Annotated in this window: 19 protein-coding genes; 9 read left to right on the forward strand and 10 right to left on the reverse strand. The window is 63.2% G+C overall.

Annotation, left to right across the window (positions count from 1 at the left end):
• Window positions 1-95: 95 nt before the first annotated feature.
• Window positions 96-293: a hypothetical protein gene (locus tag RFM40_RS13125; RefSeq protein ID WP_320275332.1), complete on the reverse strand. Its 198-nt coding sequence runs from the start codon at window positions 291-293 to the stop codon at window positions 96-98.
• Window positions 294-832: 539 nt separating this feature from the next.
• Between RFM40_RS13125 and RFM40_RS13130 the strand changes: the two genes are divergently transcribed.
• From RFM40_RS13130 to RFM40_RS13140, 3 genes are all read left to right on the forward strand, one after another.
• Window positions 833-1,054 (forward strand): hypothetical protein, encoded by a 222-nt coding sequence (locus RFM40_RS13130; RefSeq protein ID WP_320226242.1) that lies wholly within the window; start codon window positions 833-835, stop codon window positions 1,052-1,054.
• 270 nt (window positions 1,055-1,324) lie between these two features.
• A complete protein-coding gene (locus RFM40_RS13135; RefSeq protein ID WP_320226241.1) occupies window positions 1,325-1,837 on the forward strand; it encodes a YciE/YciF ferroxidase family protein in 513 nt (170 codons plus the stop codon).
• Between the two features lie 101 nt (window positions 1,838-1,938).
• Window positions 1,939-2,361 (forward strand): low affinity iron permease family protein, encoded by a 423-nt coding sequence (locus tag RFM40_RS13140; protein ID WP_320226240.1) that lies wholly within the window; start codon window positions 1,939-1,941, stop codon window positions 2,359-2,361.
• Here the strand turns inward: RFM40_RS13140 and RFM40_RS13145 are convergent.
• The 4 genes from RFM40_RS13145 to RFM40_RS13160 form a co-directional block, all read right to left on the reverse strand.
• Window positions 2,318-2,569 carry a hypothetical protein gene (locus tag RFM40_RS13145; protein WP_320226239.1) on the reverse strand — a complete coding sequence of 84 codons (252 nt, stop codon included), beginning with the start codon at window positions 2,567-2,569 and terminating at the stop codon, window positions 2,318-2,320. The genes RFM40_RS13140 and RFM40_RS13145 overlap by 44 nt on opposite strands.
• A gap of 253 nt (window positions 2,570-2,822) precedes the next feature.
• Window positions 2,823-3,824 (reverse strand): YihY/virulence factor BrkB family protein, encoded by a 1,002-nt coding sequence (locus RFM40_RS13150; protein WP_320226238.1) that lies wholly within the window; start codon window positions 3,822-3,824, stop codon window positions 2,823-2,825.
• 406 nt (window positions 3,825-4,230) lie between these two features.
• A complete protein-coding gene (locus tag RFM40_RS13155) occupies window positions 4,231-4,551 on the reverse strand; it encodes a hypothetical protein (RefSeq protein ID WP_320226237.1) in 321 nt (106 codons plus the stop codon).
• Window positions 4,552-4,568: 17 nt separating this feature from the next.
• Entirely contained in the window at window positions 4,569-5,552 is a 984-nt protein-coding gene (locus tag RFM40_RS13160; RefSeq protein WP_320226236.1) for an SDR family oxidoreductase, read from the reverse strand.
• Between the two features lie 169 nt (window positions 5,553-5,721).
• Here RFM40_RS13160 and RFM40_RS13165 point away from each other — a divergent pair, with 169 nt between their 5' ends.
• Genes RFM40_RS13165 through RFM40_RS13175 form a run of 3 tightly spaced genes read left to right on the forward strand, consistent with a single transcriptional unit; the run spans window position 5,722 to window position 6,394 of the window.
• Window positions 5,722-5,898: a hypothetical protein gene (locus RFM40_RS13165; protein WP_320226235.1), complete on the forward strand. Its 177-nt coding sequence runs from the start codon at window positions 5,722-5,724 to the stop codon at window positions 5,896-5,898.
• A 19-nt stretch (window positions 5,899-5,917) separates the two neighbouring features.
• A complete protein-coding gene (locus tag RFM40_RS13170) occupies window positions 5,918-6,085 on the forward strand; it encodes a hypothetical protein (protein ID WP_320277649.1) in 168 nt (55 codons plus the stop codon).
• A gap of 6 nt (window positions 6,086-6,091) precedes the next feature.
• On the forward strand, window positions 6,092-6,394 hold the full coding sequence (locus tag RFM40_RS13175; protein WP_320226233.1) for a DUF982 domain-containing protein: 303 nt from the start codon (window positions 6,092-6,094) through the stop codon (window positions 6,392-6,394).
• Window positions 6,395-6,485: 91 nt separating this feature from the next.
• Here RFM40_RS13175 and RFM40_RS13180 read toward each other — a convergent pair whose 3' ends face one another.
• Entirely contained in the window at window positions 6,486-7,205 is a 720-nt protein-coding gene (locus tag RFM40_RS13180; RefSeq protein WP_126100744.1) for a Crp/Fnr family transcriptional regulator, read from the reverse strand.
• Between the two features lie 368 nt (window positions 7,206-7,573).
• Between RFM40_RS13180 and RFM40_RS13185 the strand changes: the two genes are divergently transcribed.
• Window positions 7,574-8,467 carry an alpha/beta fold hydrolase gene (locus RFM40_RS13185; RefSeq protein ID WP_320226231.1) on the forward strand — a complete coding sequence of 298 codons (894 nt, stop codon included), beginning with the start codon at window positions 7,574-7,576 and terminating at the stop codon, window positions 8,465-8,467.
• Between the two features lie 28 nt (window positions 8,468-8,495).
• Here the strand turns inward: RFM40_RS13185 and RFM40_RS13190 are convergent, their stop codons facing one another.
• A complete protein-coding gene (locus tag RFM40_RS13190; RefSeq protein ID WP_320226230.1) occupies window positions 8,496-8,729 on the reverse strand; it encodes a hypothetical protein in 234 nt (77 codons plus the stop codon).
• A 444-nt stretch (window positions 8,730-9,173) separates the two neighbouring features.
• Between RFM40_RS13190 and RFM40_RS13195 the strand changes: the two genes are divergently transcribed.
• Both RFM40_RS13195 and RFM40_RS13200 read left to right on the forward strand, forming a co-directional pair.
• The gene (locus RFM40_RS13195; protein WP_320276494.1) at window positions 9,174-9,683 is read left to right on the forward strand and encodes a hypothetical protein; all 510 of its coding nucleotides are present in this window, start codon (window positions 9,174-9,176) and stop codon (window positions 9,681-9,683) included.
• 1 nt (window position 9,684) lies between these two features.
• Window positions 9,685-9,894 (forward strand): hypothetical protein, encoded by a 210-nt coding sequence (locus tag RFM40_RS13200; protein ID WP_320223144.1) that lies wholly within the window; start codon window positions 9,685-9,687, stop codon window positions 9,892-9,894.
• 183 nt (window positions 9,895-10,077) lie between these two features.
• Here the strand turns inward: RFM40_RS13200 and RFM40_RS13205 are convergent, their stop codons facing one another.
• From RFM40_RS13205 to RFM40_RS13215, 3 genes are all read right to left on the reverse strand, one after another.
• Window positions 10,078-10,587 (reverse strand): hypothetical protein, encoded by a 510-nt coding sequence (locus RFM40_RS13205; protein ID WP_320226228.1) that lies wholly within the window; start codon window positions 10,585-10,587, stop codon window positions 10,078-10,080.
• A gap of 12 nt (window positions 10,588-10,599) precedes the next feature.
• Entirely contained in the window at window positions 10,600-11,145 is a 546-nt protein-coding gene (locus tag RFM40_RS13210) for a hypothetical protein (protein WP_320226227.1), read from the reverse strand.
• 218 nt (window positions 11,146-11,363) lie between these two features.
• Entirely contained in the window at window positions 11,364-11,735 is a 372-nt protein-coding gene (locus RFM40_RS13215; RefSeq protein WP_320226226.1) for a hypothetical protein, read from the reverse strand.
• Window positions 11,736-11,753 lie beyond the last annotated feature (18 nt).

Consider the following 11,753-nt stretch of genomic DNA (forward strand, 5'->3'; position numbering starts at 1 on the left):
AAGCGCTAGGCGGGCAGCCGCGCCGATCTAACATCGTAGGCCCTTCGCTGCTGCGCGAGGCTCGCTTCCTGAAAGGCCGGCACGGATTCGCCGGGTTAGCCAGGCGAGCGATTTTCGCGATTCTTCGCGAGTTCCTTCATTGCCTGGAGAAAGATCGGAGCCGCCAAGCATTTGTGTTTGGACGGCTCATTGGCGTGGATCACGATTTCGGCCTGCCTCAGGGTGAGGCCGTGCTTTTGTGCGAATTCGACCGGGTCATAGGCGTGCTCCCGACCTGGCCCTGTCTTCAGCATCGTGAAGGTTCCTCCCGCGATTGATACGTGAGGCAACGCGTTCGGCTGAACAAGGTTTCAATGGCTTACACAACTCCAGTCCCGAAGCGCCAGCAACGGCAAGCGCGGCAATTCACACTCGCGCGCCGGAACATCTTCATGAGCTGTCTGTTTCGCGTTGACAGGACATGCACACCAATGGCCCAAGATCAACGTCGTATCGAGGCCCTGGCTCGGTTGCTGAGACGCCAGTTTTCCAGTGAGGCGCTCCGGCGCCATTTGCGCGCATGGCCTTTCTTCCGGGTGGAGCAGCGGCTACCCGAGAAGGTTCGAGTCCTGCTGGAGAATCTCGCCCGAAAGAACGGGCGAGACCGCCCCAACGATCGCGAAAACCGCTGACCCCCACATGACTCGCAAAACCGCTTGTCAGCAAGGCAGCCAATGAAGCCGCTCCGTATTCGCGCCTCGGAGTAGCCGGAGGCTGCGAGCCCGCGCCCGGAACCAATGCGATCAGCAACGGTTTTCCACTCGAAGGGACCGCAACCGATGGCGCGGTAAGAATGGATTATCTGACCTTGGAATTGGGCAGGGCAAGGCAACGCCTTAACCGAGCGGAGCTTGTCCTCGAACGTGCCAACAAGATGCTGGAAGAGAACTGCGGAGTTGGAATCAATCTCGCGCTTTGCAGCAGGATAAGATCAGCGCAACAGCGTGTCGCCGAGGCCAGGGCTCGCCTCGCAAAGATCGATCCCGCCAGCACCGATGCAGAACCCACGGACTGACATCGGCGGGAGGGGTCGCGGTCGACTGTGATGCAGGAGGTGGGCCGGAGCGCCGGCAGAACATCCGGCCTGGCGCGAGTGCCTTCTGACCTCAGCGGTATTCCTTCCCCCAGACGCACCAGACTTCAGCACCCCCGAGCGCCGAAAATGACGGTCGATAATAGTCAATAACAAATGATGGTTTTCGGCCGTCTCATGGCTGAAATTCTTTTAGGAACAAGTCGTTTCGGGTCGAGTTGAGGCTGACCAACCCACCAGGAGATCCGAGACATGGCGACCACGAAAACAGCCTCGAAAAAAGGCCTGAATGAACTTTTCCACGACACGCTGAAGGACATTTATTTCGCCGAGAAGAAAATTCTGGCGACATTGCCTAAGATGGCCAAGGCAGCGCAGGACGACGCGCTGAAGGCTGCCTTCGAGAAGCATCGCGTCCAGACGGAGGAGCATGTCGCGCGCCTCGAGGAAGTGTTCGAGGTGATCAACAAGAAGCCCGTCGGCAAGACCTGCGCTGCGATCATCGGCATCACCGAGGAAGGCGCAGAGATCATGGAGGAGTACAAGGGCTCGCCGTCCCTCGACGCCGGCCTGCTGGCGGCGGCGCAGGCGGTCGAGCACTATGAGATCTCTCGCTACGGCACGCTTCGGACATGGGCGTCCGAACTCGGCCTGACCGAGGCCGTCAACCTTTTCGACAGGACGCTGGGTGAAGAAAAGGAGACGGACGCGGCGCTTACCGAGCTCGCCGAATCCGCCGTCAACGTAGCGGCCGAGGCTGCATGAAACAGCGCTAGCGGAAGACAGGATCGTCCCTCGATCCCGTCTTCCCCCGGAGCCTTGGGACCCACGTCCCAGGGCTCGCACCCCGCAATTGAGATCGTCATATGGAAAAGGCATTTAATCAGGTGGCGGAGGCCGTCGCGCACGCCGCCGGCAAGCCTTGGGCCTTCGCATTCGCTCTGTGCCTGGCATCGGTTCTGGTCTGGGGAGGAACCGGGCCGGTGTTCGACTACTCGGAGACCTGGCAGCTCATCATCAACACCGGCACCACGATCATCACCTTCCTGATGGCATTCCTGATCCAGAACACGCAGAACCGCGACGGGGCGGCCATCCCCTACCCTAGCCGTTTGTCTTCACGGGAATTCCGGACGGCCGCCTTGCTCTCGGACATGGGCTCGGAAGCGCTCGCGCCAGCCACGTCGAAGGCGCGCGTTTCGATGTTCTCCAGCTCCTCGTTTATGTCCTCCGGCGCTTCATGCTCTAGGCCGACAACCTCGTTGCGGGCGGCGTCAGCGCAACAATGATTTCATTGAGCTTGGCCTGCATGGCGGCCGTGTCGCGAGCATTCTGGATAAGCACGACGCCGGTGAGCGCCAGTGCCGAGATCGATACGATGTAGGTGCCGAGAGCAGCGCTGGCGAAAGCGGCGCAAATCAGCGCAGCCGTCAGCAGGGCATAAAATCCCGGCGGCTTGGAGAAAAACTCGGCAAGGAAGTAAAGCGGTCGATGCATGGAGTCCCTGTCACCCCCCGGCGCCGAGGCCTGCGCCTTTTGCAGAGCGCAGGCCCGACCGGATGTGTGGCCTCCGGTCGGCAGCTACCTTGGAGGGACACTGCGGAGATGGAACTTCAGTAGCGGCTAATTGTTCCAACGGCGCGCCAGGATGGCCGGATCGCCATTGCACGTCCCCAAGGGCTCAGCCCCGAACGAAGAATGCCTCGTCTTAAGGACGATGGCCTCAAGTTATGTGGCGGGGACGGGTTCTTCAGCCCCTCCGCCGCCAGACCTGCGAGACCAGCAGTGTGATTAGGCTGCTGAAAACGATCCATATGGCGACCTCGCCATCCGACACGCCTGGCTTGGATGAACCGGCTGATCTCTCCGTATTGTTGGCGGCCGCCGCCACCACGGGCGCGAGGTCGGGCCGGCTGCCGCTCCGCACCGAATAGGCGCGGGTGACCTCGGCGCCGAAGAGGAATATCTGGGCCGAATAGTAGACCCACAGCAGCACGACTATCAGCGCGCCGGCAGCACCGTAGGACGTCGCGATGGCGCTGGTGCCGATGTACCAGCCGATCAGCGACTTGCCGATTGTGAAGAGCAGCGCGGTGACCACTGAACCGATGGCGACGTCGCGCCATTTGAGCCTGCGGTCAGGAAGGACCTTGTAGATCGCCGCGAAGAGCAGCGCGATCAGCACGAAGGAGACGATGGTGTTGACGGCGCTGACGATCAACTCGCCGAATGGCAGGCGCTCGTTGATCAACTCGCTCAGGGCCGAGATCGCCGTGCTCGCGGCGAGCGACACCAGAAGCATGAAACCAAGGGCTGCTACAAGGCCGAGGCTCGCAGCCCTCGCCCGAACCAGGCGTGACAGCGAGAGGCCGTTGGGCTTCACCTTCCAGATCTCGTTCAACGACTGCTGCATCTCGCCGAAGACGCCGGAGGCGGTGACAAGGAGCGCGATCAGACCGACGATGGTCGCCAGCGTGCTGGACCTGCGATGCGCGGCGGTCTCGATCGTCGCCTTGAGCAGATCGGCGCTCTGCGGTCCCATCACGCCCGAGAACTCGGCCGAGAGCGCGAGCTGGGCGGCGTCGTTGCCGATGACGATACCCGCGATCGCCACGACGATCAGAAGGATCGGCGCCAGCGAGGTCGTGGCATAGAAGGCCATCGCCGCGCCATGGCTCAGGGCGTTGTCGTTGAGGTACCCGGCAACGCTCTCCTTCAGCAGAACCCAGGCTTCCTGGAACCAGCGCTGCATATCTCTCACCGTCTATCTCGGACAGGAGACGCAGGTTCGGATACTGGACGTTCTGCCATGCGTTGCCCACGCCCGAATTAGAGCGGGCCGGGTGGGACAAGAGCTCGACTGCCTTTTCGTTGGCCAGGGTATGAAGCCGGAAAAACCACCCTGTTCCCTTTGCCACCAGGTCCGGCTGACGCGGCCCGCCGAGGTCAATTCGGCAAGAGCCTGATGGTTCCGCGCTTCCGGACCGCGCAGATCGGGCAATACGGCGGAGCATGTCGAGCCTGCGTAGGTAGCAAAAAACCGCCCCGGATGGGAGAAACCGGGGCGGCAATTGTGGGAGGTAGTTCGGGTGTCCGGGACTACCAGACGTTAACTTGCCGGCCCCCGAAAGGTTTCAAACCGGGCCGATCCCCATGTTCTATTTTGGCGTCTGCGGCGGCAGCTCGCCGGGCTTGATTATCGGCATCTGGCTGTTGTCGGCCGGCGGAACGGTGGCGTTCTTGTCGCCGGTGGGCGGCGGCTTCAGCACGCCGTTGCAATTGTCGAGCTTTTCCGACAGTTCGGCCGTGTCGGCCTGCTGCTTCTGGTCAGGGTCCTTGGTGTCGGGCTTGGCCTGGCAGTCCCCTAGTTGCTGCAGGTCGGGGATGAGCTGCTGGTCCATCGGTTGATCGGCCGTCTGCGCCGCCGCCGACAGCGCCGACATCAGGACGACGGCCACTGTGAGAAGAGCTTTCTGCATGGGATCCTCCTCATGGGTTAGTAACCCCCGATGATCGGCAGGATCTCGCCGGTGATGTAGCTGGAGCATTGCGGCGAGGCTAAAAACACATAGGCCGGCGCGATCTCCTCAGGCTGGGCGGGCCGCTTCATCGGCGTCTTGGCGCCGAATTGCGCGACGTCCTCGGCCTGCTTTTCCGACGGGTTGAGCGGCGTCCATACCGGACCCGGCGCCACCGCGTTGACGCGGATGCCCTTGCCGATCAGGTTGCCGGAGAGCGCCCGGGTGAAGGCGTGGATGCCGCCTTTGGTCATCGAATAATCGACCAGATCCTTCGAGCCCTCTATGCCGGTGACGGAGCCCGTGTTGATGATCGCCGAGCCCGGCTTCATGTGCGGCACCGCTTCCTGCGCCATATGGAAATAGCCATAAAGGTTGGTCTTCAATGTGGTATCGAAATGCTGCTCGGTGAGGTCGACGAAATCGGCTGAATGCACCTGGAAGGCGGCGTTGTTGACAAGCACGTCCAGCTTGCCCAACGCCTTCACTGTCTGTTCCACCGCCTTGCGGCAGAAGGTCCGTTTGGAAACATCGCCGCGAAGCGTGACGCAGCGCCTGCCTTCGGCCTCTACCGCTGCTTTCGTCGCTTTGGCGTCGCGATCCTCGCTGAGATAGACGATGGCTACATCGGCGCCTTCGCGTGCGAAGAGCACAGCAACGGCGCGGCCGATGCCGGAATCGCCGCCGGTGATCAGCGCGACCTTGCCTGCCAGCTTGCCCGAGCCCTGCCAGAACGGCGCGTCGTAGAGCGGCGCCGGCACGATCGCCCATTCCTCGCCGGGCTTCGCATGGTGCTGCTTCGGGAACGGCGGCACCGGATATTCGCGCGCGCCGGCCTGCATGGGGCCGTGCGATTTGCCGTTGGGCTTTGCGCGATCGGTGGCGTCGACCTTGCGCTGCACGCTGCGCTGCCGGCTCGCCGTCTGCGCGCTGTCGGACTTCGTTCGAGTATCGGTCGGCATCGCCATCTCCTTCTCGATAGACAACGCATGCCGGTGGAAAAGGTTGGCTTTTGTCGGGTCGGCCTCGGCCGCGCAGCCAAGACGCGCACTACATCAAAGTTAAATGCGGGCGATCGCCATAGTTGCTAGTCGATCGTTGTTTTGGGGGACTCTGCAGGAGGAGAGTTCCATGGACTTTCGAAATCTGATCGGCAAGCTGTCGGCGGCATTTGTGCGCCAGCCTGCCGCCGCGCCGACCGCCCCTCTCAGGCCGATCCGGGCCTCGCTCGCCGACGTGCCACTGAGGGTGTGTCCGCGCCCGCCCCACCTGCCGGCGCCGCCCATCCGGCCAGCGAGCAATGTGTAGCTCGCCCCTGGTCGATCGGATGCAACCCGCCGGCGGCATCTTCGTTTATGGCGATCCCAATTCTGGTGGTGGCAACATGAAATCATTTTGGACAAACAACCCCGTTTTCATCCTGACGGCGGCGGTGCTGACCGCGGCGCCATTCGTCGGCCTCGCCTGGCGGGTTCATGAATGGCTTGGGTGGTGACGAGGAATGAGCCGATTCCTGCCGCTCACCATCCGCTTCATCAACGGCGGCTCGATGGTGGTTTCATCGATCGCCGACGCAAGGAAGGCGCTGGAGGGAAGCTGGAAAAACAAGGAGGCGCCGGACTATCTCGCGGCGTCGCGGCTGGTGGACGACGCCATTGCGGGCATCTGCCGGCCGGCTGTTGCTTTCGCCGCCTTCAAGAAGGCGGCCGCGCAACAGGGCCTCTTGAAACCGGTCGATCCCAGCGCCGCGCTCTCCATGCTCGACCAGATTTCGTCCCGCGACCGCAAGAAGCCGCCAGGCTAGTTTGTTTTGACGCAATTCCGGACGGAGGCTACGGCGAAGTCACCGAGCCCAACCGTTAGACACTTTTCCTGGAATGCTCTGAAGTGCGCCCTCACCTCGGCTCGTTGTTCATGCTGAGATAGGTCGGGTCGAATTCCGCGATCGCGACGAGACGCTCCCAGTCGAGGATCGCGACCATGTGGTTGACCCAGCTGATCACGTTCATGCGCCGCAGCGTTCCGATGACCCTGTTCATGTGCACGACCGAGAGTCCGAGCACATCGGCGAGCACAGCCTGCGACAGCGGCAGATGGAAGCTCATGCCATGGGTCTTCTTCACGACCTGAAGCCTGACGAACAACTCGCAGATGAGATGCGCCAAATGCGAGGTCTTGGAGCGGCGCCCCATGGCCACGATCCACTCGCGGTGGATGGCGCCGTCGACAAGCGTGTCCAGCCACAACAGCCTGGTCAGATGCGGCGCCTGCTCGGTTATTGCACGCAGCTTGCCGTGGTCGGCCGCCACCACATGACAGGGCGAGAGCGCGATGATGCCATGGTCCATGGTCTTCAGAAGAAAGGCATGGAGGTCGACGAAATCGCCGGCGACCTGCAGCGAGGTGAACTGCCGCCCGCCGTCCTCGAGTACCTTGTAGCGTGCGGCGAGCCCGTCCACGATGAGCGTGCTGGAGGTCGGCCTCGACCCTTCCTGGACGATATCCTCGCCGGTGACGAAATATTTCTCGACCGACATTGCGCCGCTCAACAAGCCCTTCTCTTCGTCCGAAAGGGCATCGTGCTGGCCAAGGTTGAGAAACAGGGATTCCAGCATTCTGGCTCTTCTGTCCTCCATTCGCAAAAGCTAACGTTGGAGGATCGGGCCGGTTGCAGACGACCGGTCATGACAGTAGCAACAACTGAGCCGACGCAGGCGGATTTCCCTTCAGAATCAGCCTCTTGGACAGTGACCGCGGTCGTGAATGTACGATGTCGCGCGCGACGAAATACCGGGCGGCGATCATCTCAAGATCACCGTCAAAGTGCGGAACGAAAAAAGAAACCAGATGTTCGAGGCGTCCCTTACACTCGATTCCGGCCGGTTCGAACATCGCAAGGCGTCGGCCGAGCGAAACCCTTTCCGCGTGCGGTCATAGCAACCATCCCCGGCCTCCGCCGTTCCGCCTGCCGGAGGCAAAAAACATGTTCGACGATTTCGAAATCGCCGAGTTCGAGACGGGCGAGGCACGGATTTTCATCCGCCGTGCCAGCAGCGGGCCGGCGCTGCTGCTGCTGCACGGCTTTCCCGAGACGCATCTGATGTGGCGCGACGTGGCGCCGAAGCTCGCCGATCGCTTTAGCGTCGTCTGCGCCGACCTGCGCGGCTACGGGAAAAGCTCCTGCCCGCCGTCCAGTCCGGATCACGCGCCCTATGCCAAGCGCGCCATGGCTGCCGACCTTGCGGCGCTGATGACGAAGCTCGGCTTTTCCCGTTTCATGGTTGCCGGGCACGATCGTGGCGGGCGCGTCGCCTATCGGCTGGCGCTCGACCATCCCGACCGCGTCGAGAAACTTGCTGTGCTCGACATCATCGCCACCGCCGATGCCTGGGACCGGGCCGACGCAAGGCTGGCGCTCGGCTACTGGCCATGGTCGCTGCTTGCGCAGCCCGAGCCGCTGCCGGAGACGATCATGGCGGCAGCCGCGGACGCGATCGTCGACAATGCGCTGGAAAGCTGGGGCTCCTCGCCTGCCGCCTTTCCGGCCGAGGTCCGGCAGGCTTATGCCGATGCCTTGCGCGATCCGGCTCATGCGCACGCCATCTGCGAGGAATATCGTGCGGCAGCGACGCTCGACCGCGAGCATGACCATGCGGACCGGGCAGCGGGCCGGCGCATCGCCTGCCCGGTGCTGGCGCTATGGAGCGGGCACGGCGCGCTGGCCGAGTGGTACGCGCAAGAAGGCGGGCCGCTGGCGCTATGGCAGGAGTGGGCCGGCAATGTCAGCGGCGGAGCGATGCCCGGCGGGCATTTCTTCCCCGAGGAGGCGTCGGCCGAGACGGCAGCGGCGCTGCGCGCCTTTTTCCAGGCGAAATAGTTGCGATGCCTGAATGGGTGACCGGCCGCTATAAGCCGTAGGCCAGGGTGAGATAGATCGCCGGCGCAACGATCAGGCAGAGCGCCATCACGATCACCACGGCATTGCCCAGGCGCTCGGCGCGCCTGGCAATGTCGGCGACGTCGTCATCGTCAATGATGAATTCGAGGATCGAGACATCGGCCAGAGCGGAGAGATGGTTGTCGTTTGCGGGATGGCTTTCAGCTTCTCGCGATTTGGACTTGGCAGAAATAAAGGTCAAAACGTCGTCTCGCTTCCGAAACCGGCAACGCGGCTTCCTATTCGGATGGTTTTTGGGTTCCGACGGTATTGGGTGCCCGCCCTTTGCGCGGAAAAAGCGGGCACCCAAAATGTCGACGATGGAGGGGGGTCCACCGACGACCGCCCACCAACTCGAAGCTTCTGCTTTGGTTGCCGCCGCCGGCCCAATGCGCGGGCCGCTTGGACTTCAGTCGTAGGGGCAGTTCGGACCGTGGCCCCGGGCATGAAGCGCCCAAGCGGTTCGGCACACCCGAAAGCAATGCGGGCGCCGCCCTGAAGAAAAAGTGCGCAACGGTCGTCTCCGTCCGAAATTGCGTGACCGCTCCGGCGCTCCTCCCTCCGCAATTGGAACTTCTTCCCCTTCTCCCGGTTCCTCAAAAAAGCACGCGGTGGCCCGCCGCCGCCAGGTTCAACGGAGGCACCGATGTCCGTGCACACACTTCACCCCGAGCGCGTCGACGAGGCACGCATGCATGCCTATTCGATCTTTGCTCCGCTGCTGATCCATTCGCTGATCCAAAGGCTGGCGGGCTGCCAGGGCATGCGGGAACTGGACAAGCTCGAGACGTCGCTCGTGCGCCTTGTCGAGGAAACCGTCATCGCCGCGCCGGATGGCGAGGCGATGAAGGAGTTCGCGGTCGAGCTCATTGTGTCGACGCTGCGCAATGTGCGCGAACATCCCGATGCCAAGCACGATCTGGAAGAGATCGACGACCGGCGCACGGCAGGGCGCTCGGAGATTCCGGAGACGCTGGAGGAGCAGCTGCAGTCCGGTCTGGAGGACAGTTTCCCGGCGAGCGATCCGCCGGCGGTCGTTTCGACCGCCATCACCGGCGGCTCGAAGAACATCGTCGGAACCGATGAGGTGCTGCGCCGCAAGAAGGCCGCACGCCGCCGGCCGAATACGGCCGGGCGGACATCAAAGGAGGCCTAAGATGAACAGCAAAATCCCGCATCGCCCGGGTGCAGCCAACGCACCGCCCTCGGGCAACTTGCCGACCAAGGGCGGCGAGGATCCGGACGTGCGATTCCTGGCGGAGAATACCGATCTCTCGCCGAAGCAGGCGCGCGAGTTGATCCGCGAGCACGGGCACGATCGCGACAAGCTGCTCGAGATCGCACGCACCATGAAGGCCGAGGGCTGAGTGGCTCCGGCGGCATAGCCGCATCTGAAAAGCGCGGCGGCGCGTCCGCCGTCAACCGCCAAGGAGAAGAAGAAATCCACGGCTGGCCCAACCGACTATGGTGATCGGCGTAAGCCTCGGCGGGGTGTTTGCGGCAACAACAGACGTCGGCGGGGCAGAGGGGGGGTATGACGGAACGCGACCTCAGCCGCCGTAAAGACCAATCTCGTCCGGCCGGATCGAAGCGGCATTCCCCTCATCCTTGCCATCATCGCCCACCTGCTTCTCCAGCGCGGCGCCGAGCCGGTCGCCGTCGCTGCCTTGCGGATCGATGATCGCATTGACCAGCGTATCGAGCGAAATGCCGAGCTGGTCCAGGCCAAGCTGCCTTTCGATCCCGGCGATCGCCGAGGGGGATAGCTGTTTCAACGCCTCGACCGCGTTCTTGACCGCCGAACCGTAGGAAAACACGGATTCATAGTCGGCCTGGTCGATGCCGAACTCCTTGCCGGCGCGCTCCATCAACCGGACTTTCGTTGCCGTGACGTTGAGGTTGCTCACGCTGAAGATGGATTGAGAATTCCCGGCCTGCGACGGGGGCGAGCCGGCGACGGACCCGGCGGGGCTGTCCGCGGCCGATCTGGCCGCCGCCGGCGGGCGCTGTTGCTGCAGGATCGGCAAAGCGGTGTTGTTCAGCACGGGAGGTGAAGACATCGCTCGTCTCGCTCAGCCGCCGTAAAGACCGATCTCGCCCGGCTGCGTCGGGGTATGCGAAGCGGCCTTCCCCTCGCCCCTGCTGCCGCGGTCGCCGGCTTTCTTCTCCAGCGCGGCATCCAGCCTGTCGCCATCGCTGCCATTTGGATCGACGATCGCATTGACCAGCGTATCGAGCGAAATGCCGAGCTCATCCAGTCCCAGCTTCTTCTCGATCTCGGCAATGCTGGAGGATTTCTGCTTCAGGTCGTCGAGCGCGGTCTTGATAGCCGAGCCGTAGGAGGACAGGGAATCGTAATCGTCCTGATCGATGCCGAATTCCTTGCCGACGCGCTCGAACAGCCGAGCCTTCATTTGCGTGGCGTCGAGGTTGTTCACGCTGAACATGGACTCGGTGATCCTGGCCTGCGCCTGCGTCAGCGGCGAGCCCGCGCCGGCACCGGCATGGACGCGATTGATGCTCGCGACAAGACTGTCTCCCACCGATGCGGCCGCCGATGTCGAAAGTTGCGGCTGCAGGATCAGGACGGCGTTGTTCAGCGCGGACAGTGGAGACATTGCTGGCCTCAACGGAACCCGTCCACCATCGGATGGGCGCCGGATAGTCGAGCCAAGACATCATGTCTCGAGCGGAACGAAATCGGTTCGGCAAGGTGATAGCCGCTTATATCTTAAGAATCCCCTAGGACGGCAGCGCGGCCACTATGCGCTCGACCGACGGGCCGGCGGGCGGCGCCCAGCCCGCCGAAGGGAGATCGCTGTTCAGGCGCCGCCGATCAGTCGTCGCCACCGTCATGGCTGCCGCCGTCTCCGCCGTCCCCGCCATCATGGCTGCCGCTGTCGCCACCGTCATGACCTGCGCTGTCCCCGCCGTCGTGATCGTGATCGCCGCCCTCGCCGTCCTCGTCATCGCCCTGGTCGTCCTGATGCGAGCCCGAACCGACACCCTCGCCCTTGCGGCCGGTCTCGTCATTTTCGGCGACATCGCGGTCGCCGTCATCGCCGGCGGCGGCGCCCTGGTCGTCATTGTCGTCCGGCAGGGCCGCCGTCACCTGGCCGCCATGGTCCGAGCCCGCAAAGCTTTGCCCCGTCGCCAGGATGCCGAACAGGCCGATCGCCGTTGCCGCCAGCAAGGGAAGTTTCTTCATGGTCGCCCCGATCCTATT

Origin of the sequence: Mesorhizobium captivum, from assembly GCF_033977165.1 — a bacterium.
GTDB lineage: Bacteria > Pseudomonadota > Alphaproteobacteria > Rhizobiales > Rhizobiaceae > Mesorhizobium > Mesorhizobium captivum.